The organism is Pontibacillus salicampi, from assembly GCF_042434395.1.
GTDB lineage: Bacteria > Bacillota > Bacilli > Bacillales > BH030062 > Pontibacillus > Pontibacillus salicampi.
Genome location: NZ_JBHLTP010000021.1, coordinates 26,356 through 45,925 on the forward strand (window position 1 = coordinate 26,356; position 19,570 = coordinate 45,925).

The following is a 19,570-nucleotide window of genomic DNA, read 5'->3' on the forward strand; positions in this document are numbered from 1 at the left end:
ATTGAACCTGCTAAAGCTTAGGGTAAAACCTGGATACTATAAGGGAGGTAGGCCCCTTGCTAGATGTAAATAATTTTGAATATATGAAAATAGGTTTAGCTTCTCCAGACAAGATTCGTTCTTGGTCCTATGGTGAGGTGAAAAAGCCAGAAACAATTAACTACCGTACGTTGAAACCAGAGAAAGACGGTTTGTTCTGTGAACGCATTTTCGGTCCTACTAAGGACTGGGAATGCCACTGCGGTAAATATAAGCGAGTACGCTATAAAGGCATTGTTTGTGACCGTTGTGGAGTAGAGGTTACCAAGGCAAAAGTACGTCGTGAGCGAATGGGTCATCTTGAATTAGCTGCTCCTGTATCTCACATTTGGTATTTCAAGGGTATTCCAAGCCGTATGGGTCTTGTTCTAGATATGTCCCCACGTGCGCTTGAAGAAGTTATTTACTTTGCCGCATACGTGGTAACGGACCCTGGTGATACAGCGTTAGAAAACAAACAGCTTCTATCTGAGAAAGAATACCGTGCATATCGCGAGAAGTACGGTAAAACGTTCCAGGCATCTATGGGTGCTGAAGCCATTCGTCGTTTACTTCAAGACATCGATTTAGATAAAGAAGTAGATACACTGAAAGAAGAGCTTAAGACAGCACAAGGTCAACGTCGTACTCGTGCTATTAAGCGCTTGGAAGTATTAGAAGCATTCCGTAATTCTGGTAACGATCCATCTTGGATGATTCTAGATGTGCTGCCGGTTATTCCACCGGAGCTTCGTCCTATGGTTCAATTAGACGGAGGTCGCTTTGCTACATCTGATTTAAACGACCTATATCGTCGTGTTATTAACCGTAACAATCGTCTAAAGCGTCTATTAGACCTAGGAGCTCCATCTATCATCGTCCAGAACGAAAAGCGTATGCTCCAGGAATCAGTTGATGCGTTAATTGATAATGGTCGTCGTGGACGTCCAGTTACAGGACCAGGAAACCGTCCACTAAAATCCTTATCTCACATGCTTAAAGGTAAGCAAGGTCGTTTCCGTCAAAACCTACTAGGTAAACGTGTTGACTATTCTGGACGTTCGGTTATCGTAGTTGGACCGAGCTTGAAAATGTACCAGTGTGGTCTGCCGAAGGAAATGGCACTGGAATTATTTAAACCATTCGTGATGCGTGAATTAGTAGATCGCGGATTAGCACACAACATCAAATCTGCTAAGCGTAAAATTGAACGCATCCACCCAGAAGTATGGGATGTGCTAGAAGAGGTAATTAAAGAGCACCCAGTGCTATTAAACCGTGCACCAACACTTCACCGACTGGGTATCCAGGCATTCGAGCCTACTCTTGTTGAAGGTCGAGCTATTCGCCTGCACCCGCTAGTATGTACAGCATATAATGCGGACTTTGACGGTGACCAAATGGCTGTACACGTACCTCTATCTGCAGAAGCTCAAGCTGAAGCACGCATTCTAATGCTTGCAGCACAGAACATTCTTAATCCAAAGGATGGTAAACCGGTTGTTACGCCATCACAGGATATGGTTTTAGGTAACTACTACCTTACACTTGAACGTGAAAATGCTATTGGTGAAGGAAAGACATTTAAGGATACGAACGAAGCTCTCATCGCTTACCAGAACGGATATGTACACTTGCATACTCGTGTAGCTGTTCAGGCTTCCTCCTTAGATAATAATTCCTTTACGGAAGAGCAGAACAATCAATTGTTAATAACAACGGTTGGTAAGTTAATCTTTAACGAGATTTTACCTGAATCGTTCCCTTATATAAATGAACCGTCTCAGACAAACTTAGAGGAGTTAACTCCAGCGCATTACTTTATTCCTAAGGGTACAAACGTGAAGGAGAACATCGAGCAGCGTGAACTTGTTCAGCCTTTCAAGAAGAAATTCCTTGGTAATGTAATCGCAGAGGTGTTCAAACGCTTTAAGATTAGTGAGACATCCCGCATGCTTGACCGCATGAAGGATTTAGGCTTTGCTTACTCCACTAAAGCGGGTATTACCGTTGGTGTATCTGACATCGTCGTACTTCCAGAAAAGCAACAAATTCTAGAAGAAGCCCAGAATAAAGTGGATAACGTAACGAAGCAATTCCGTAGAGGTCTTATAACGGATGACGAGCGTTATGACCGTGTTATCGCTATTTGGTCCGCTGCCAAAGACGATATCCAAAATCGCTTAATGAAATCCCTGGACCCTACAAACCCAATCTTTATGATGAGTGACTCTGGTGCTCGTGGTAACGCATCTAACTTTACACAGTTAGCTGGTATGCGTGGTCTAATGGCCAACCCGGCTGGTAAGATCATTGAGCTACCAATCAAATCTAGCTTCCGTGAAGGTCTAACGGTATTGGAATACTTTATTTCCACGCACGGTGCTCGTAAAGGTCTTGCCGATACAGCACTGAAGACCGCGGACTCAGGTTACCTAACTCGTCGACTAGTTGACGTTGCGCAGGATGTAATTGTCCGTGAGGATGATTGCGGAACAGACCGCGGCCTGGAAGTAATGAATCTAACAGAAGGTACAGAGACCATTGAACCATTCTTTGATCGTTTAATTGGTCGTACTGCTTATCAGACGGTGTACCACCCAGAAACTGGGGAGGTTATCATTAAGCCTGATGAGCTTATTACAGAAGATATTGCTAAATATATCATTGAATCTGGTGTAGAGAAGGCTGTCATCCGTTCTGTATTCACATGTAATACTCACCATGGTGTATGTAAGAAATGTTACGGCAGAAACCTTGCTACTGGTTCAGAAGTAGAAGTAGGAGAAGCTGTAGGAATTATTGCTGCACAATCTATCGGTGAGCCAGGAACGCAGCTTACCATGCGTACATTCCACACAGGTGGAGTTGCTGGGGATGACATTACCCAAGGTCTTCCTCGTATCCAGGAGCTATTTGAAGCTCGTAATCCGAAAGGTCAGGCTGTCATAACAGAAATCCATGGTACTGTGGAAGAAGTAAATGAAGTCAAAGACCGTCTAGAGATTACAGTTCAAGGAGAAGTGGAAAAACGCAGCTATACTGCACAATACGGTGCTCGTATGAAAGTAACTGTCGGTGATGCGGTGGCTGCAGGAGAACCACTAACAGAAGGTTCAATTGATCCGAAAGAACTTCTTAAAATTCAAGGCCTCGAAGGCGTACAAAAGTATCTGTTGAAAGAAGTACAGAAAGTTTACCGTATGCAGGGTGTTGAAATCGGTGATAAGCACGTAGAAGTTATGGTACGCCAGATGCTTCGTAAAATACGTGTATTTGATTCCGGGGATACAGATGTTCTGCCTGGTTCCTTGCTGGAAATACACCAGTTCAAGGAAGCAAACGAGTCTGCGTTAATTAATAACAAGCAGCCTGCTGTTGGCGGTCCTGTATTACTTGGTATTACGAAAGCGTCACTTGAAACAGATTCCTTCTTATCAGCAGCTTCCTTCCAGGAGACAACTCGTGTCCTTACAGATGCAGCTATTAAAGGAAAACGTGACGAATTGCTAGGTCTGAAAGAGAATGTTATCATTGGTAAGCTGGTACCAGCTGGTACTGGAATGCCTAGATACCGCAGTGTTCAACCTGCCTCTGACGAACTAACAGAAGATATGATTAAGGCTGAAGAGCCTGAAGAGATTACCCAATCTTAATGATATAAAGATCATTTGCAAGTGATAATAACGGATGCATCTTGAAAAAACTCACAAACGAAGTTGACATTATAGAAAGTGAGTGATAATATATTCAAGGTGCTTCCATTTATCCTTGTTACTTTGGAGGATATGAGCAATGTCTTATGAAAAAGTAGCACAGGCTAAGGCAAATATAGTTATTGGAACGAAACAAACCATGAAGGCTATGAAACATGGTGAAGTTCAAGAGGTTATCATTGCTGAAGATGCTGATAGGCAAGTTACTACCAATGTGTTACGTCTGGCGGAGCAGCTAAACACTCCGGTAAACCAAGTGGATTCTATGAAAAAACTAGGAAAAGCTTGCGGGATTGACGTAGCCGCAGCTGTAGTTGCTATAAAGCAATGAAGTTTTAGCGACTATTTTTGAATAATCGCTGAAGCTTTGTTTTTTACCCATTTATGAACCACCTGGATGTGTGGTATTACTAAAAAGTAATGAAGGGAGGATATAGAATGCCTACTATTAATCAATTAGTACGTAAAGGGCGCGTATCAAAGACGAAAAAGTCTGACTCACCAGCTCTTAACAAAGGCTATAACAGCTTAAGAAAGACTCCAACTGATCTTTCTTCACCTCAAAAACGTGGTGTTTGCACACGTGTAGGAACATTAACTCCTAAGAAGCCGAACTCCGCGCTTCGTAAATATGCACGTGTACGCTTAACAAACAACATCGAGGTAACTGCTTATATCCCTGGTATTGGCCACAACCTACAAGAACACAGTGTTGTTCTTATCCGTGGCGGTCGTGTTAAGGACTTACCAGGTGTGCGTTATCACATTGTTCGTGGTGCGCTTGATACAGCAGGTGTTGAAGGACGTATGCAAGGTCGTTCCAAGTACGGAACTAAGAAACCTAAAAAGTAATGCATAACCTCATGCATCTCATGATAAACACTATTCAAATTGAAAGGAGGGGGACACATGCCACGTAAAGGAGCAGTACCAAAGCGTGATGTATTACCAGATCCAATGTACAACTCTAAGCTTGTAACTCGCCTGATTAACCAAATCATGGTGCACGGCAAGCGTGGTAAAGCACAAAAAATCTTGTACAAAGCTTTTGACCTAGTACAAGAACGTAGCGGAAATGACGCTATGGAAACATTCGAGCAAGCTCTTAAAAACGTAATGCCAGTACTGGAGGTTAGAGCACGTCGTGTAGGTGGATCTAACTACCAGGTTCCAGTTGAAGTACGTCCAGAGCGCCGCCAAGCACTAGGCTTGCGTTGGCTCGTAAACTATTCCCGTCTTCGCGGTGAGAAAACAATGGAAGAGCGTTTAGCTAACGAGATTCTTGACGCAGCTAACAACTCAGGTGCTTCTGTTAAGAAACGCGAAGATGTTCATAAGATGGCTGAAGCAAACAAAGCATTTGCTCACTATCGTTGGTAATAGCGAAAACAAAACTATACCACCCAATAGGAAGGAGAAGAATTCATGCCAAGAGAGTTCTCCTTGGAAAAGACGCGTAACATTGGTATCATGGCGCACATCGATGCAGGTAAAACCACTGCTACCGAGCGTATTCTTTTCTATACAGGACGTATTCACAAGTTAGGGGAGACACACGAAGGTGCTTCTCAAATGGACTGGATGTCCCAGGAACAAGATCGTGGGATTACCATTACATCTGCTGCGACTACAGCGCAGTGGAAGGACCATCGTATTAACATCATTGACACACCAGGTCACGTAGACTTCACAGTTGAGGTTGAACGTTCCCTACGTGTTCTTGATGGATCTGTAGCAGTACTTGACGCACAGTCTGGTGTTGAACCACAGACAGAAACTGTATGGCGTCAGGCTACTACTTACGGTGTTCCTCGTATTGTATTCGTAAACAAGATGGACAAAGTAGGAGCAGACTTCATATATTCTGTTGGAACTCTTCAAGATCGTCTTGGTGCTAATGCGCACCCAATCCAGCTACCTATTGGTGCTGAAGACGAATTTGATGGTGTTATCGACCTAATCGGTATGCAGGCTTACTTCTATCTTGATGATCTAGGTACACGTGCAGAAGCTCGTGATATTCCAGACGAATACAAAGAGCAAGCTGAAGAATATCGCAATAAGCTTATTGAAGCAGTTGCGGAATCTGACGAAGAATTAATGATGAAATACCTTGAAGGTGAAGAGTTCACTAATGATGAACTTATGGCTGCAATCCGCCAAGCTACTGTAAACGTAGATTTCTACCCAGTACTTTGTGGTTCTGCATTCAAGAACAAAGGTGTTCAGCTATTAATCGATGCCGTTATCGATTACCTACCTTCTCCTCTAGACGTACCTCCAATCGAAGGTTTCGTACCACGTACAGAGGAAGAAGTAGTGCGTCGTCCAGACGATAGTGAGCCTTTCTCTGCCCTAGCCTTTAAGGTTATGACAGACCCTTACGTTGGTAAACTTACCTTCTTCCGCGTGTATTCTGGTTCATTAACTTCCGGATCTTACGTGAAGAACTCCACTAAGGATAAGCGTGAGCGTATTGGTCGTATTCTACAGATGCACGCGAACTCTCGTCAAGAAATCTCCGAAGTATTTGCAGGAGATATCGCTGCGGGTGTTGGCTTGAAGGATACTGCAACAGGGGACACTCTTTGTGATGAGAAGAATCTTGTAATTCTTGAATCTATGGAATTCCCAGACCCAGTTATCTCCGTTGCTATCGAACCGAAGTCTAAAGCAGACCAAGACAAGATGGCAATCGCGTTAACGAAGCTTGCAGAAGAAGATCCAACTTTCAAAACCGAAACGAACCCAGAAACTGGTCAGACCATCATTTCTGGTATGGGTGAACTTCACCTTGACGTTATCGTTGACCGTATGAAAGTAGAATTCAAAGTTGAAGCGAACATTGGTAACCCTCAGGTTGCTTATCGTGAAACCTTCCGTGAGTCCGCTCAGGTTGAAGGTAAGTTCGTACGTCAGTCTGGTGGACGTGGACAATATGGTCACGTTTGGATGACATTCGAACCTAACGAAGAAGGCGCTGGCTTTGAATTCCAAAACAAGATCGTCGGTGGTGTAATCCCTCGTGAATACATTGCTTCTGTTCAACAAGGTGTGGAAGAAGCGATGGAAAACGGTGTTGTTGCCGGTTACCCGCTAATCGACATCAAAGCAACACTATATGACGGTTCTTATCACGATGTTGACTCCAGTGAAATGGCCTATAAAGTTGCAGCTTCTATGGCACTTAAAGAAGCGAAGAACAAATGTAAGCCAGTTCTTCTAGAACCAATGATGAAAGTAGAAATCGTTATTCCAGAAGAATATATGGGAGACATCATGGGTGATGTAACATCTCGTCGTGGACGTGTAGATGGCATGGATACTCGTGGCTCTGCACAGCTTGTAAAAGCTTTCGTTCCACTTTCTGAAATGTTTGGTTACGCAACAAGTCTACGTTCTAACACACAAGGTCGCGGAACGTACACGATGCACTTCTCTCATTATGAAGAAGTACCGAAGAGCATTTCCGAAGAAATCGTTAAGAAAAATTCAGGCCAATAATTGATTTTTTGACCTGCTTCAAGTATAACTTGTAATGTAAGTATAGAATCAGGTAGTGTGTCACAAGCCACTATCTTGATTCTATGCCACATATAAATTAAGCTAATAATACAATTTTCCATATTTAAAGGAGGAAGTTTTCAATGGGTAAAGAAAAATTTGACCGTTCCAAATCCCACGTGAACATTGGAACTATCGGACACGTTGACCATGGTAAAACTACTTTAACAGCAGCAATCACTACATGCCTTCACCAGCGTTCTGGTTCTGGAACTGCTATGGCATATGACCAAATCGATGGTGCTCCAGAAGAGCGCGAGCGTGGAATCACAATCGCAACTGCACACGTTGAGTATGAAACTGAAGCACGTCACTATGCACACGTTGACTGCCCAGGTCACGCTGACTATGTTAAAAACATGATCACAGGTGCTGCACAAATGGACGGAGCGATTCTAGTTGTATCTGCAGCTGACGGTCCAATGCCACAAACTCGTGAGCACATCCTACTTTCTCGTCAGGTTGGTGTTCCTGCAATCGTAGTATTCCTAAACAAAGTTGACATGGTAGACGATGAAGAGCTACTAGAACTAGTTGAAATGGAAGTACGTGACCTACTATCTGAATACGACTTCCCTGGCGATGACGTACCAGTAGTATCCGGTTCTGCTCTTAAAGCTCTTGAAGGCGAAGAAGAGTATGTAAACAAAATCTTTGAACTAATGGATCAAGTTGATGAGTACATTCCTACTCCTGAACGTGACCATGACAAGCCATTCATGATGCCAGTTGAGGACGTATTCTCTATCACTGGTCGTGGTACTGTTGCAACAGGCCGTGTTGAACGTGGTTCTATCAAAGTTGGCGAAGACGTTGAAATCATCGGTATGGCTGAAGATGCGTTCAAGACTACAGTTACAGGTGTAGAAATGTTCCGTAAGCTTCTTGACTATGCTGAAGCTGGTGACAACATCGGTGCGCTACTTCGTGGTGTTAACCGTGACGATATCAAACGTGGACAGGTTCTAGCTCATCCTGGAACTATCACTCCACACCACAAGTACAAAGCTGAGGTTTATGTACTTTCTAAAGAAGAAGGTGGACGTCATACTCCATTCTTCAACAACTACCGTCCACAGTTCTACTTCCGTACTACGGACGTAACTGGTGTAATTCAACTTCCAGAAGGCGTAGAAATGGTTATGCCTGGCGATAACGTTGAAATGGACGTTGAGCTAATCTCTAAAATCGCTATCGAAGATGGTACTAAATTCTCTATCCGTGAGGGTGGACGTACTGTAGGCGCTGGCGTTGTTTCTAGAATCGTTGAGTAATCTTCGATAAATATAAAGCAGTGAGCTTCCGAGCTCGCTGCTTTTTTATTTATGTAACTAAATATATAGTAAATAAGATAGCGGATGACTTGGTTTCTTTAGGAATACAGGAGGAAAGAAAGGCCGAGAAGCAGAGTGATTTCTGTCCATTCTTTTTAAGGAAAATTTCCACATATGGGCGCTATACAGGAAGGTCATAATTATATAAAAGAAGCACTAAATCTAGCTTGATCTACCACACAACTTGAAAACGCATTTCTATTCTATAGAACTATATGAATCTATAGAAAACAATTTTTTCTGCACCCTTGAAAAATGGGCATGTCCCGTGTATAATACTTTAAGTGTGAATTCATCAGATAATTATTGAATTCCTCTTGCATTGTGGCCTAGTTTTCTTTATAATGGAGAATGTTGGTCATAAAGGCGATGAAGCGAAAGGTTGCTGACACACCCGGCCCCTTTGCCATGGCAAGGTGCATCAGGCTTAATTTTCGCGGAGAATGTCTATTTAAAAATGGGCGAATAAAGGAGGGAAAATAATGGCAAAAGAGAAAATTCGTATCCGATTAAAAGCGTATGATCACCGTATTCTAGATCAATCCGCTGAGAAGATCGTTGACACAGCGAAGCGTTCCGGTGCTAATGTATCTGGTCCAATCCCGCTTCCAACTGAGCGTTCTATCTACACTGTACTTCGTGCGACTCACAAGTTCAAAGATGCTCGTGAGCAATTTGAAATGCGTACGCACAAGCGTTTAATCGACATTGTTAATCCGACACCACAAACGGTTGACTCTCTAATGCGTTTAGATTTACCATCCGGTGTGGATATCGAAATTAAACTATAATAAATAGGAAAGAAATAGGAGGTGTAACGGATGGCGAAAGGAATCTTAGGTCGTAAAATTGGTATGACTCAGTTGTTCGATGAGAGCGGCGAGTTAGTCCCAGTAACTGTTATTCAAGCAGAACCAAACGTAGTTCTACAAAAGAAAACAGCTGAGAACGACGGATATGAAGCGATTCAATTAGGTTTTGCTGACAAACGTGATAAATTAGCTAACAGCCCGGAAAAGGGTCATGCTGAAAAGGCGAACACAGCTCCTAAGCGCTTCGTTCGTGAATTCCGTGATATTAACCTTGATGACTATGAAATTGGTCAAGAGGTTTCTGTTAATACTTTTGCAGCAGGAGATAAAATTGATGTAACTGGTACTTCAAAGGGTAAAGGATTCCAGGGTGCAGTTAAGCGCCACAATCAATCTACTGGTCCAAAAACTCACGGTTCTCGTTACCATCGTCGCCCAGGTACTCTAGGTGACATTAACTCCATGCACGTGTTCAAGGGTATGAATCTACCAGGACGCATGGGCGGTAAAACAGTCACTCTACAAAACCTTGAGGTAGTTAAAGTAGATGAAGAACGTAATCTACTACTAGTTAAAGGGAATGTACCAGGCGCTAAAAAATCTTACGTTGAAATTAACAGCCCGAGCGAGGCTCAATAATTACCAAACGAAAGGAGGATAAGTCATGCCTAAAGTAACTCTTTATAACCAAGGCGGGTCTCAGGTTGGCGATGTTGAACTGAATGACTCCGTTTTTGGTATTGAACCAAATGAACATGTTATGCATCAGGCAGTAGTGATGCAGCGTGCATCCCTTCGTCAGGGAACTCACGAAACAAAAAACCGTTCTGAAGTAAGAGGCGGTGGACGTAAACCATGGCGTCAAAAAGGTACAGGACGTGCCCGTCAAGGTTCTATTCGTTCTCCACAATGGGTTGGTGGCGGAACTGTATTCGGTCCTACACCACGCAGCTACAGCTTCAAACTACCAAAGAAAGTACGTCGTTTAGCGCTTAAATCGGCTCTTTCTCAAAAAGCAGTAGACTCCGATCTTTTTGTTCTTGACAGCCTATCTATCGATGCTCCAAAAACAAAAGAGGTTGTAAGTCTTCTAAATGGCCTAAGTGCTGAGAAAGCTCTAATTGTTACAGCTGACCATGATGAAAATGTTGTACGCTCTGCAAGCAACATTCCTGGTGTGAAAGCAGTAGCACTTAAGCAAATCAGTGTCCTAGACCTATTAACGCATGACAAGCTAATCTTGACTCAAGATGCGGCTGAAAAAGCAGGGGAGGTGCTTGCATAATGAAAGATCCACGTGATATTATTAAGCGCCCCATTATCACAGAACGCTCTGCTGATTTAATGGCTGAGAAAAAATATACGTTTTCTGTTAACACTGACTCTAACAAGACAGAAATCAAAGAAGCTATTGAGACTATCTTTGATGTAACTGTTGAGGAAGTTAACACTATGAATACTAAAGGTAAATTCAAGCGCATGGGTCGTTATGGAGGTTACCGTCCAAACGGTAAAAAAGCTATCGTGAAACTTTCTGAGGATAGCAAAGAACTAGACTTCTTCGAAGGCGCATAATAAATACTAAAAATAAAGGAGGGAAAAAAGATGGCGATTAAAAAATTCAGACCCACAACTAATGGACGTCGTTTTATGTCTGGTTCCGATTTCGCAGAAATCACAACGAACGAGCCAGAAAAATCCTTGCTAGCTCCACTACATGGTAAAGGTGGACGTAACAACCAAGGTCGTCTAACTGTTCGTCATCAGGGCGGAGGTCATAAGCGTCATTATCGTATTATCGATTTTAAACGCGACAAAGATGGAATACCAGGCCGCGTTGCTACGATCGAATACGATCCAAACCGTTCCGCTAACATTGCATTAATTAACTATGCTGATGGTGAGAAGCGTTACATTCTTGCTCCTAAAGGTCTTAAAGTAGATGAAACAATTGTTTCTGGTGAAGCTGCAGACATTAAAGTAGGAAACGCTCTACCACTTAAAGATATTCCAGTTGGTACTACAGTACACAACATTGAATTAAAACCAGGCCGTGGCGGTCAACTTGCTCGTTCCGCAGGAGCGCAAGCTCAGATCCTAGGTCGTGAAGGTAAATATACTCTAGTTCGTTTAACTTCTGGTGAAGTTCGCCTAGTTCTAGGTACTTGCCGCGCTACAGTAGGTCAAGTTGGTAACCTTGAACACGAACTTATCACAGTAGGTAAAGCTGGACGTTCTCGTTGGAAAGGTATTCGTCCTACAGTTCGTGGTTCCGTTATGAACCCAGTAGATCACCCGCACGGTGGTGGTGAAGGACGTGCACCAATCGGTCTTCCATCTCCTATGTCTCCATGGGGTAAACCTACTCTTGGTAAGAAGACTCGTAAACGTAACAAGCAGTCCGATAAGTATATCGTTCGTCGTCGTAAAAAATAATTGAAAAAGGCAGTTAGCAGCAAGCTGACTGTCCAATACGGAGGGAGGTTAACAAATGGGACGCAGTCTTAAAAAAGGACCTTTTGTCGATGATCACTTGATGAAAAAAGTGGAAGCACTAGATGCTGACAACAAAAAGCAGGTAATCAAGACATGGTCTCGTCGTTCTACAATTTTCCCTAATTTTGTTGGACACACAATTGCAGTTTATGACGGTCGTAAGCATGTACCTGTTTTTGTAACAGAAGACATGGTAGGTCATAAGCTTGGTGAATTTGCACCAACTCGTACGTTCAAAGGCCATAGTGGCGATGACAAGAAAACAAAACGCTAAAGAGAGGAGGCACACAAGATGCAAGCCAAAGCCGTTGCGAAATCCGTTCGTATAGCTCCTCGTAAAGTTCGTTTAGTAGTAGATTTAATTCGAGGAAAAAACGTAGGCGAAGCTGTTGCGATTCTACGCAATACTCAACGCGGAGCTTCTCCTGTTGTAGAAAAAGTATTGAACTCTGCTATTGCAAATGCGGAGCATAACTATGAAATGGACCCTGACAACTTGGTGGTTTCCGAAGCGTTTGTCAATGAAGGGGTAACCTTGAAACGTTTCCGTCCACGTGCGATGGGCCGCGCAAGCCAAATCAACAAACGCACAAGTCATATCACTTTAGTTGTATCAGAAAAGAAGGAGGGATAAGAAGTGGGCCAAAAAGTTAATCCGGTAGGTCTGCGTGTTGGCGTCATTCGTGACTGGGAGTCCAAATGGTACTCTGGTAAAGACTATGCAGATTTATTACATGAAGACATTAAAATTCGTGAATATCTTGAAAATCGTCTGGTAGATGCAGCTGTATCTACTATTGAAATCGAACGTGCTGCGAACCGCGTTAACGTTTCCATTCACACTGCTAAGCCAGGAATGGTAATCGGTAAAGGTGGTTCTGAAGTAGAAGCGCTTCGTAAGTCATTAAATGAGTTGACTGGCAAACGAGTTCACATTAACATTGTTGAAGTGAAGAAACCAGATCTTGACGCAGCATTAGTTGCTGAGAACATTGCAAAACAACTAGAAAACCGTGTTTCTTTCCGTCGTGCTCAAAAGCAATCCATTCAACGCGCTATGCGTTCTGGAGCGAAGGGTATCAAAACAATGGTTTCTGGTCGTCTTGGCGGAGCAGATATTGCTCGCTCTGAATATTACAGCGAAGGTACTGTACCACTTCACACACTTCGTGCAGACATCGATTACGGTACTGCAGAAGCAGACACCACTTACGGTAAGCTAGGTGTTAAAGTGTGGATTTATCGTGGAGAAGTCCTTCCATCTAAAAAGAACTAAGGAAGGGGGATCAGCATTATGTTAATGCCAAAACGTGTTAAATATCGTAAGCAACATCGTGAGAGTTTAGATGGCCGTGCAAAAGGCGGTACTTCTGTAGCTTTTGGTGAATTTGGATTACAGGCTGTAGGTTCAGCTCGTATTACTAGCCGTCAGATTGAGGCAGCTCGTATTGCCATGACTCGTTACATGAAACGTGGCGGTAAAGTATGGATCAAAATCTTCCCAGACAAACCTTATACTGCTAAACCACTTGAAGTACGAATGGGTTCCGGTAAAGGTGCTCCAGAAGGTTGGGTAGCTAACGTAAAATCCGGTAAGATCATGTTTGAAATTGCAGGTGTATCTGAAGAAGTTGCACGTGAAGCATTGCGTCTTGCATCTCACAAACTGCCGATTAAAACAAAGTTTGTAAAACGTGAAGAAATTGGTGGTGAAATCAATGAAGGCTAATGAAATCAGAGAATTAACCACTGCCGAAATTGAACAAAAAGTTAAATCTCTTAAAGAAGAGCTTTTCAACTTACGCTTCCAGCTTGCTACAGGTCAGCTGGAGAACACTGCGCGTATTCGTCAAGTTCGTAAGTCTATTGCACGTATGAAGACAGTAGTTCGTGAACGTGAAGTAGGCGTAAATAACAGATAACAGAGAGGAGGTTACCCTCGATGACTGAAGAACGCAATAATCGTAAAGTATATGTTGGTCGTGTTGTATCCGACAAAATGGATAAAACAATTACGGTTCTAGTTGAAACGTATAAATTCCACCAACTATATGGCAAACGTGTTAAGTACTCTAAGAAGTTCAAAACACATGATGAAAATAACACAGCTAAGATGGGTGACGTAGTAAGAATCATGGAAACTCGTCCACTATCAGCTAACAAACGTTTCCGCTTAGTAGAAGTAATTGAAGAATCAGTTATTATCTAATAGAGATGAGATTTCGTTCGGAATGTATGCCGAAGGGAGGTAACATGTATGATCCAACAGGAAAGCATGCTTAAAGTTGCAGACAACTCTGGTGCTCGTGAAGTAAAAACGATTAAAGTTCTAGGTGGCTCTGGCCGTAAAACTGCTAATATTGGTGATGTTATTGTTTGCTCAGTGCAACAAGCAACACCAGGAGGCGTTGTCAAAAAGAACGAAGTAGTTCGTGCTGTAATCGTTCGTTCTAAGTCTGGTATGCGTCGTAAAGACGGTTCCTACATTCGTTTCGACGAGAATGCTGCCGTAATCATCAAGGATGACAAAGGCCCACGCGGAACTCGTATCTTTGGACCGGTTGCTCGTGAATTACGTGATCGTAAATTCATGAAAATCGTATCTCTAGCTCCAGAAGTATTATAGTGAAGAATATTGCCTTGTAAGGAGGTGCCATTCCCATGCACGTAAAAAAAGGTGACAAAGTTATGGTGATCACTGGTAAGGATAAAGGAACACAAGGAACGATCCTTGAAGCTTATCCGAAAAAAGAGCGTGTCCTTGTTGAAGGCGTAAATGTTGTTAAAAAACATGCGAAGCCATCACAAGACAACCCTCAAGGCGGTATCCTTAGCCAGGAAGCACCAATCCATGTGTCTAACGTCTTACCAATCGATCCGAAAACTGGTGAACCAACTCGCGTTGGACACGAAGTACGTGACGGTAAGAAAGTTCGCATCGCTAAAAAATCCGGTGAAGCGTTAGATAAATAATTAGCGACGAAAGGAGGGCTACTTGATGAACGAACTTAAGAAACAATATAAAGAAGATATTATTCCAACTTTACAAAATAAATTCGAATACGAATCAGTTATGGAAGTACCAAAGGTTGAGAAAATCATCATCAACATGGGTGTTGGTGACGCAGTTCAAAACGCGAAGGCATTAGACAACGCGGTTGAGGAGTTATCTATTATCTCTGGTCAAAAGCCACTAATCACGAAAGCGAAGAAATCTATCGCAGGTTTCCGTCTACGTGAAGGAATGCCTATCGGTGCGAAAGTTACACTTCGCGGAGAGCGCATGTATGAGTTCCTACAAAAACTAGTTCATGTATCTCTACCACGTGTTCGTGACTTCCGTGGAATTTCTAAGAAAGCATTCGATGGTCGTGGGAACTATACTCTTGGAATTAAAGAACAATTAATCTTCCCAGAGATTGACTATGATAAAGTTACAAAAGTACGCGGAATGGACATCGTAGTTGTTACTACAGCTAACAATGACGAAGAAGCCCGTGAACTATTAACTCAATTCGGTATGCCTTTCCAACAATAAGCTAGAAAGCTTTAAAAGGAGGGAAAATTGTGGCTAAAAAATCAATGATCGTAAAGCAACAGAAACCTCAAAAGTATAAAGTACGCGAATACACACGTTGTGAACGCTGTGGCCGTCCGCACTCTGTACTACGAGACTTTAAACTTTGCCGTATATGTTTCCGTGAACTTGCATATAAAGGTCAAATTCCTGGAGTCAAAAAAGCAAGCTGGTAATCCCAAAGTAGGGAAGGAGGTAATTTAGAATGGTCATGACAGATCCAATTGCAGATATGCTAACTCGTATTCGTAATGCAAACATGGTACGTCACGAAAAGCTTGAAGTTCCTGCTTCAAACCTTAAAAAGGAAGTCGCTGACATCCTAAAACGTGAAGGTTTCGTACGTGATTACGAATTCGTAGAAGATAACAAACAGGGTATCCTACGTATTTTCTTGAAATACGGAGCGAACAATGAGCGAGTAATTACTGGCCTGAAACGTATCAGTAAGCCTGGTCTTCGTGTTTACGCGAAAGCTGATGAAGTACCACGCGTACTAAACGGTCTTGGTATCGCTGTAGTATCCACATCTAACGGTGTGTTAACTGATAAAGAAGCTCGTCAACAAGCTGTTGGTGGCGAAGTGCTAGCTTATATCTGGTAATTCATTTTTTAAAGACAGGAGGTGCTAGAATGTCCCGCGTAGGTTTAAAATTATTACAGATTCCTGAAGGAGTCGAAATTACTATTGATGGGAATGAGGTTTCAGTTAAAGGACCTAAAGGTGAATTAACTCGTACCATCCACCCGGATATGAATGTTAAAATTGAAGACAACGTGTTGAGTGTTGAACGTCCAAGCGACAACAAAGAGCACCGTTCTTTACACGGAACTACTCGTAGCCTTATCGGAAACATGGTTGAAGGTGTTTCTAAAGGGTATGAAAAGAGCCTTGAGATCCAAGGTGTTGGTTACCGTGCTGTAAAACAAGGCGATAAAATTGTTGTAAATGCTGGTTACTCTCACCCGGTTGAAATTGAAAAGCGCGAAGGTATCGAGATTGAAGTACCGTCTCAAACCAAGATTACCATTAAAGGTATCGATAAAGAATTGGTTGGAGCAGTAGCTGCAAACATCCGTGCTATCCGCCCACCTGAGCCATACAAAGGTAAAGGTATCCGTTATGAAGGCGAAGTTGTTCGTCGTAAAGAAGGTAAGACTGCTAAATAAAGTTCGGTAGGGAACAGAAAGGAGTGACCTGGATGATCACAAAGGCTGATAAAAACGCTGTGCGTAAGAAAAGACATTCACGCGTACGTAAGAAAATAACTGGTACTCCGGAACGTCCACGTTTAAACGTTTATCGTTCAAACAAACACATCTATGCACAACTTATTGATGATGTGAATGGTGTAACAGTAGCTAGTGCATCCACAATGGATAACGGCTTTGAACTTAACGAAACTGGTAACGTAGAAGCTGCATCCAAAGTAGGCGAACTAGTTGCTAAACGTGCGCAAGAGAATGGTTTTAAAGCAATCGTATTTGACCGCGGAGGCTATCTATATCACGGACGTGTGAAAGCATTAGCTGACGCTGCTCGTGAAGCTGGTCTAGAATTTTAATAGAAAAAGGAGGGACACACATGCGTGCATACGTTGATCCAAGCAAATTAGATCTTGAAGAACGCGTTGTTACTGTCAATCGTGTAGCGAAGGTTGTTAAAGGTGGACGTCGTTTCCGCTTTGCTGCATTGGTTGTAGTAGGAGATAAGAATGGTCATGTTGGTTTTGGTACTGGTAAAGCAATTGAAGTACCAGAAGCAATTCGTAAAGCTATTGAAGATGCGAAGAAAAACTTAATTGAAGTACCAACTGTAGGTACTACAATTCCGCATGAAATTGTTGGACGCTTCGGTGCTGGTAACATCTTGATGAAGCCTGCAGCTGAAGGTACAGGAGTTATCGCAGGTGGACCTGTTCGTGCCGTGCTAGAACTAGCAGGTATTGGCGATATCCTATCCAAATCACTAGGATCCAACACTCCAATTAATATGGTACGTGCGACATTAAACGGACTTGACGAACTGAAGCGTGCTGAAGATGTAGCGAAACTTCGTGGAAAGTCTGTAGAAGAACTGTTAGGATAAGGAGGGAAATGACATGTCTAAAAAATTAGAAATTACCCTCACGCGCAGCGTAATTGGCAGACCAGAAGCTCAACGTTCGACAGTAAAAGCTCTAGGTCTTAACAAAATCCGTCAAACCGTAGCTCATGACGATACTCCAGCCATCCGTGGTATGGCAGACAAAGTATCTCATCTTGTAACGGTTAAGGAAGTTTAATAAACTTAAAGCGTAAAAAGAGGAGGTGCTCTAATGAAACTTCATGAGTTGAAGGCAGCAGAAGGTTCACGTAAAAAGCGTAACCGTGTAGGCCGTGGAATGGCATCTGGTAATGGTAAAACATCTGGCCGTGGTCATAAAGGGCAAAAAGCTCGTTCCGGCGGCGGTGTACGTCCAGGTTTCGAAGGTGGTCAAATGCCTTTATTCCAACGTCTACCAAAACGAGGCTTTACAAACATTCACCGTAAAGAATTTGCAGTAGTAAATCTTGATGCACTTAACCGATTCGAAGAAGGTACAGAAGTAACACCAGAACTTCTTCTGGAAACTGGCGTAGTTAGCAAACTACAATCCGGTCTTAAAGTACTTGGAAAAGGTTCTGTAGAAAAGAAATTGACTGTAAAGGCTCATAAGTTCTCTGCTTCTGCTAAAGAAGCTATTGAAGCGGCGGGCGGTCAAACTGAGGTGATTTAATGTTTCAGACAATCTCCAATTTTATGCGCGTGGGTGACATACGACGGAAGATCTTCTTTACACTTGTAATGCTGATTGTCTTCCGACTTGGAACATTTATTCCTGTTCCGTTCACCGATAAGGGAGCCATTGACTTTATGAATGAAAATAATGTCTTTGGTTTTCTCAATACTTTCGGTGGAGGAGCACTTCAGCAATTTTCTATTTTTGCGATGGGAATCATGCCGTATATCACGGCATCCATCATCATTCAGCTTTTGCAAATGGATGTTGTTCCTAAATTCGCTGAGTGGAAAAAGCAGGGTGAAGTTGGACGTCGTAAATTAGCTCAGTTTACCCGCTATGCAACGGTTGTTCTAGCTTTTATTCAAGCAATTGGCATGTCCATTGGGTTTAACACCTTAACACAAGGTCAATTGATTCAAGATCCAGGCGTATTCAAGTTTCTTGTTATCGCACTGGTCTTAACAAGTGGAACAGCCTTTTTAATGTGGTTAGGTGAACAAATCACTGCACATGGTGTAGGTAATGGAATATCCATTCTGATATTTGCTGGTATTGCTGCAGGTATTCCTAGTGGAGTCAATCAGCTTTATGAGAAATATATCGTAGATGCTGGAGAACAGCTGTTTATTAACATCGTTATTTTGGCAATCATTGCCCTTGTTGTAGTGGGTATCATCGTAGGTGTTATCTTTATTCAACAAGCACTTCGCAAGATTCCAATCCAATATGCGAAGCGTTTAGTAAACCGTTCACCAGTAGGTGGTCATTCAACGCACCTACCTATTAAGGTAAATGCTGCGGGTGTTATTCCGGTAATCTTTGCGATTTCATTTATTGTAGCACCACGAACAGTTGCCGGATTTTTTGGAGATAATGAAATTGCAACGACCATCCAGTACATTTTTGACTATCAAAACTGGCCTGGAATGGTGATTTATGTTGCACTTATTATAGCATTCACTTACTTCTATACGTTCGTTCAGGTAAATCCTGAGCAAATGGCAGAGAACCTGAAAAAGCAGGGTGGGTACATCCCGGGTATTCGACCAGGAAAGAATACGGAAACGTACCTTACTCGTGTGCTTTACCGTTTAACCTTTGTAGGATCCATCTTCCTTGCAGCAATATCGATTTTACCGATATTACTCGGTGGATTAGCTGGTCTTCCGCAAAGTGTTCAAATCGGAGGTACTTCCCTGCTAATCGTAGTAGGTGTAGCTTTAGAAACAATGAAACAATTAGAGAGCCAGCTAGTGAAACGTCACTATAAAGGCTTCATTAAATAAAA

28 protein-coding genes are annotated in these 19,570 nt (G+C 42.6%); all 28 read left to right on the forward strand.

Features of this window, described 5'->3' with window-relative positions:
- Positions 1-56 precede the first annotated feature (56 nt).
- The 28 genes from rpoC (at position 57) to secY (ending at position 19,568) form a co-directional block, all read left to right on the forward strand.
- Positions 57-3,674, forward strand: a complete 3,618-nt coding sequence (gene rpoC, locus ACFFGV_RS19095; protein WP_377351327.1) for a DNA-directed RNA polymerase subunit beta' — start codon at positions 57-59, stop codon at positions 3,672-3,674.
- Between the two features lie 139 nt (positions 3,675-3,813).
- The gene (locus ACFFGV_RS19100; RefSeq protein ID WP_377351329.1) at positions 3,814-4,065 is read left to right on the forward strand and encodes a 50S ribosomal protein L7ae-like protein; all 252 of its coding nucleotides are present in this window, start codon (positions 3,814-3,816) and stop codon (positions 4,063-4,065) included.
- 107 nt (positions 4,066-4,172) lie between these two features.
- Positions 4,173-4,586: a 30S ribosomal protein S12 gene (gene rpsL, locus ACFFGV_RS19105; protein WP_377351331.1), complete on the forward strand. Its 414-nt coding sequence runs from the start codon at positions 4,173-4,175 to the stop codon at positions 4,584-4,586.
- Positions 4,587-4,643: 57 nt separating this feature from the next.
- Complete coding sequence (rpsG, locus tag ACFFGV_RS19110; protein ID WP_377351333.1) at positions 4,644-5,114, forward strand: 30S ribosomal protein S7; 471 nt, start codon at positions 4,644-4,646, stop codon at positions 5,112-5,114.
- 45 nt (positions 5,115-5,159) lie between these two features.
- Positions 5,160-7,238: an elongation factor G gene (fusA, locus tag ACFFGV_RS19115; RefSeq protein ID WP_377351335.1), complete on the forward strand. Its 2,079-nt coding sequence runs from the start codon at positions 5,160-5,162 to the stop codon at positions 7,236-7,238.
- 143 nt (positions 7,239-7,381) lie between these two features.
- Complete coding sequence (tuf, locus tag ACFFGV_RS19120; protein WP_377351337.1) at positions 7,382-8,572, forward strand: elongation factor Tu; 1,191 nt, start codon at positions 7,382-7,384, stop codon at positions 8,570-8,572.
- Positions 8,573-9,114: 542 nt separating this feature from the next.
- Positions 9,115-9,423: a 30S ribosomal protein S10 gene (gene rpsJ, locus ACFFGV_RS19125; protein ID WP_027446539.1), complete on the forward strand. Its 309-nt coding sequence runs from the start codon at positions 9,115-9,117 to the stop codon at positions 9,421-9,423.
- A 30-nt stretch (positions 9,424-9,453) separates the two neighbouring features.
- Positions 9,454-10,083, forward strand: a complete 630-nt coding sequence (gene rplC / locus ACFFGV_RS19130; protein ID WP_377351340.1) for a 50S ribosomal protein L3 — start codon at positions 9,454-9,456, stop codon at positions 10,081-10,083.
- 25 nt (positions 10,084-10,108) lie between these two features.
- A complete protein-coding gene (gene rplD / locus ACFFGV_RS19135; protein WP_377351341.1) occupies positions 10,109-10,729 on the forward strand; it encodes a 50S ribosomal protein L4 in 621 nt (206 codons plus the stop codon).
- Positions 10,729-11,019 carry a 50S ribosomal protein L23 gene (gene rplW / locus ACFFGV_RS19140; RefSeq protein WP_377351344.1) on the forward strand — a complete coding sequence of 97 codons (291 nt, stop codon included), beginning with the start codon at positions 10,729-10,731 and terminating at the stop codon, positions 11,017-11,019. Before rplD ends, rplW begins: the two co-directional genes overlap by 1 nt.
- A gap of 30 nt (positions 11,020-11,049) precedes the next feature.
- On the forward strand, positions 11,050-11,880 hold the full coding sequence (gene rplB, locus ACFFGV_RS19145; protein WP_377351346.1) for a 50S ribosomal protein L2: 831 nt from the start codon (positions 11,050-11,052) through the stop codon (positions 11,878-11,880).
- Positions 11,881-11,935: 55 nt separating this feature from the next.
- The gene (gene rpsS, locus ACFFGV_RS19150; protein WP_377351348.1) at positions 11,936-12,214 is read left to right on the forward strand and encodes a 30S ribosomal protein S19; all 279 of its coding nucleotides are present in this window, start codon (positions 11,936-11,938) and stop codon (positions 12,212-12,214) included.
- 18 nt (positions 12,215-12,232) lie between these two features.
- Entirely contained in the window at positions 12,233-12,574 is a 342-nt protein-coding gene (gene rplV / locus ACFFGV_RS19155) for a 50S ribosomal protein L22 (protein WP_377351350.1), read from the forward strand.
- Between the two features lie 3 nt (positions 12,575-12,577).
- Positions 12,578-13,216 carry a 30S ribosomal protein S3 gene (gene rpsC, locus ACFFGV_RS19160; RefSeq protein WP_377351352.1) on the forward strand — a complete coding sequence of 213 codons (639 nt, stop codon included), beginning with the start codon at positions 12,578-12,580 and terminating at the stop codon, positions 13,214-13,216.
- Between the two features lie 18 nt (positions 13,217-13,234).
- Positions 13,235-13,669: a 50S ribosomal protein L16 gene (gene rplP / locus ACFFGV_RS19165; RefSeq protein WP_377351353.1), complete on the forward strand. Its 435-nt coding sequence runs from the start codon at positions 13,235-13,237 to the stop codon at positions 13,667-13,669.
- Complete coding sequence (rpmC, locus tag ACFFGV_RS19170) at positions 13,659-13,862, forward strand: 50S ribosomal protein L29 (protein WP_036819803.1); 204 nt, start codon at positions 13,659-13,661, stop codon at positions 13,860-13,862. The genes rplP and rpmC overlap by 11 nt, the downstream gene beginning before the upstream one ends.
- A 20-nt stretch (positions 13,863-13,882) precedes the next feature.
- Complete coding sequence (gene rpsQ, locus ACFFGV_RS19175; RefSeq protein WP_377351356.1) at positions 13,883-14,149, forward strand: 30S ribosomal protein S17; 267 nt, start codon at positions 13,883-13,885, stop codon at positions 14,147-14,149.
- Positions 14,150-14,197: 48 nt separating this feature from the next.
- Positions 14,198-14,566, forward strand: coding sequence for a 50S ribosomal protein L14 (gene rplN, locus ACFFGV_RS19180; RefSeq protein WP_377351358.1), 369 nt, complete (start codon positions 14,198-14,200; stop codon positions 14,564-14,566).
- 35 nt (positions 14,567-14,601) lie between these two features.
- Positions 14,602-14,913 (forward strand): 50S ribosomal protein L24, encoded by a 312-nt coding sequence (gene rplX, locus ACFFGV_RS19185; protein ID WP_377351360.1) that lies wholly within the window; start codon positions 14,602-14,604, stop codon positions 14,911-14,913.
- A 25-nt stretch (positions 14,914-14,938) separates the two neighbouring features.
- Positions 14,939-15,478, forward strand: a complete 540-nt coding sequence (gene rplE, locus ACFFGV_RS19190; RefSeq protein ID WP_377351362.1) for a 50S ribosomal protein L5 — start codon at positions 14,939-14,941, stop codon at positions 15,476-15,478.
- Positions 15,479-15,507: 29 nt separating this feature from the next.
- Complete coding sequence (locus ACFFGV_RS19195) at positions 15,508-15,693, forward strand: type Z 30S ribosomal protein S14 (RefSeq protein ID WP_377351364.1); 186 nt, start codon at positions 15,508-15,510, stop codon at positions 15,691-15,693.
- A gap of 29 nt (positions 15,694-15,722) precedes the next feature.
- Entirely contained in the window at positions 15,723-16,121 is a 399-nt protein-coding gene (gene rpsH / locus ACFFGV_RS19200) for a 30S ribosomal protein S8 (protein ID WP_377351366.1), read from the forward strand.
- Between the two features lie 29 nt (positions 16,122-16,150).
- Entirely contained in the window at positions 16,151-16,687 is a 537-nt protein-coding gene (rplF, locus tag ACFFGV_RS19205) for a 50S ribosomal protein L6 (RefSeq protein WP_377351368.1), read from the forward strand.
- A 32-nt stretch (positions 16,688-16,719) separates the two neighbouring features.
- Positions 16,720-17,082: a 50S ribosomal protein L18 gene (gene rplR / locus ACFFGV_RS19210; RefSeq protein ID WP_377351370.1), complete on the forward strand. Its 363-nt coding sequence runs from the start codon at positions 16,720-16,722 to the stop codon at positions 17,080-17,082.
- A 20-nt stretch (positions 17,083-17,102) separates the two neighbouring features.
- Entirely contained in the window at positions 17,103-17,606 is a 504-nt protein-coding gene (gene rpsE / locus ACFFGV_RS19215) for a 30S ribosomal protein S5 (RefSeq protein ID WP_377351371.1), read from the forward strand.
- A gap of 13 nt (positions 17,607-17,619) precedes the next feature.
- The gene (gene rpmD / locus ACFFGV_RS19220) at positions 17,620-17,802 is read left to right on the forward strand and encodes a 50S ribosomal protein L30 (RefSeq protein ID WP_377351373.1); all 183 of its coding nucleotides are present in this window, start codon (positions 17,620-17,622) and stop codon (positions 17,800-17,802) included.
- A gap of 33 nt (positions 17,803-17,835) precedes the next feature.
- Complete coding sequence (rplO, locus tag ACFFGV_RS19225) at positions 17,836-18,276, forward strand: 50S ribosomal protein L15 (protein WP_377351376.1); 441 nt, start codon at positions 17,836-17,838, stop codon at positions 18,274-18,276.
- The gene (gene secY, locus ACFFGV_RS19230) at positions 18,276-19,568 is read left to right on the forward strand and encodes a preprotein translocase subunit SecY (protein ID WP_377351378.1); all 1,293 of its coding nucleotides are present in this window, start codon (positions 18,276-18,278) and stop codon (positions 19,566-19,568) included. The genes rplO and secY overlap by 1 nt, the downstream gene beginning before the upstream one ends.
- Positions 19,569-19,570 lie beyond the last annotated feature (2 nt).

Bases quoted from the DNA above. Each gene is read 5' to 3' on its own strand.
- rplD (WP_377351341.1), top strand. From the start codon at position 10,109: ATGCCTAAAGTAACTCTTTATAACCAAGGCGGGTCTCAGGTTGGCGAT.
- rplR (WP_377351370.1), top strand. From the start codon at position 16,720: ATGATCACAAAGGCTGATAAAAACGCTGTGCGTAAGAAAAGACATTCA.
- rplP (WP_377351353.1), top strand. From the start codon at position 13,235: ATGTTAATGCCAAAACGTGTTAAATATCGTAAGCAACATCGTGAGAGT.
- rplW (WP_377351344.1), top strand. From the start codon at position 10,729: ATGAAAGATCCACGTGATATTATTAAGCGCCCCATTATCACAGAACGC.
- rplV (WP_377351350.1), top strand. From the start codon at position 12,233: ATGCAAGCCAAAGCCGTTGCGAAATCCGTTCGTATAGCTCCTCGTAAA.
- rpsE (WP_377351371.1), top strand. From the start codon at position 17,103: ATGCGTGCATACGTTGATCCAAGCAAATTAGATCTTGAAGAACGCGTT.
- rplN (WP_377351358.1), top strand. From the start codon at position 14,198: ATGATCCAACAGGAAAGCATGCTTAAAGTTGCAGACAACTCTGGTGCT.
- rplO (WP_377351376.1), top strand. From the start codon at position 17,836: ATGAAACTTCATGAGTTGAAGGCAGCAGAAGGTTCACGTAAAAAGCGT.
- rpsJ (WP_027446539.1), top strand. From the start codon at position 9,115: ATGGCAAAAGAGAAAATTCGTATCCGATTAAAAGCGTATGATCACCGT.
- ACFFGV_RS19100 (WP_377351329.1), top strand. From the start codon at position 3,814: ATGTCTTATGAAAAAGTAGCACAGGCTAAGGCAAATATAGTTATTGGA.
- rpsS (WP_377351348.1), top strand. From the start codon at position 11,936: ATGGGACGCAGTCTTAAAAAAGGACCTTTTGTCGATGATCACTTGATG.
- rplF (WP_377351368.1), top strand. From the start codon at position 16,151: ATGTCCCGCGTAGGTTTAAAATTATTACAGATTCCTGAAGGAGTCGAA.
- rpsL (WP_377351331.1), top strand. From the start codon at position 4,173: ATGCCTACTATTAATCAATTAGTACGTAAAGGGCGCGTATCAAAGACG.
- rplE (WP_377351362.1), top strand. From the start codon at position 14,939: ATGAACGAACTTAAGAAACAATATAAAGAAGATATTATTCCAACTTTA.
- rpsQ (WP_377351356.1), top strand. From the start codon at position 13,883: ATGACTGAAGAACGCAATAATCGTAAAGTATATGTTGGTCGTGTTGTA.
- fusA (WP_377351335.1), top strand. From the start codon at position 5,160: ATGCCAAGAGAGTTCTCCTTGGAAAAGACGCGTAACATTGGTATCATG.
- secY (WP_377351378.1), top strand. From the start codon at position 18,276: ATGTTTCAGACAATCTCCAATTTTATGCGCGTGGGTGACATACGACGG.
- rpmD (WP_377351373.1), top strand. From the start codon at position 17,620: ATGTCTAAAAAATTAGAAATTACCCTCACGCGCAGCGTAATTGGCAGA.
- rpsG (WP_377351333.1), top strand. From the start codon at position 4,644: ATGCCACGTAAAGGAGCAGTACCAAAGCGTGATGTATTACCAGATCCA.
- rplX (WP_377351360.1), top strand. From the start codon at position 14,602: ATGCACGTAAAAAAAGGTGACAAAGTTATGGTGATCACTGGTAAGGAT.
- rplC (WP_377351340.1), top strand. From the start codon at position 9,454: ATGGCGAAAGGAATCTTAGGTCGTAAAATTGGTATGACTCAGTTGTTC.
- rpsH (WP_377351366.1), top strand. From the start codon at position 15,723: ATGGTCATGACAGATCCAATTGCAGATATGCTAACTCGTATTCGTAAT.
- rpmC (WP_036819803.1), top strand. From the start codon at position 13,659: ATGAAGGCTAATGAAATCAGAGAATTAACCACTGCCGAAATTGAACAA.
- rplB (WP_377351346.1), top strand. From the start codon at position 11,050: ATGGCGATTAAAAAATTCAGACCCACAACTAATGGACGTCGTTTTATG.
- tuf (WP_377351337.1), top strand. From the start codon at position 7,382: ATGGGTAAAGAAAAATTTGACCGTTCCAAATCCCACGTGAACATTGGA.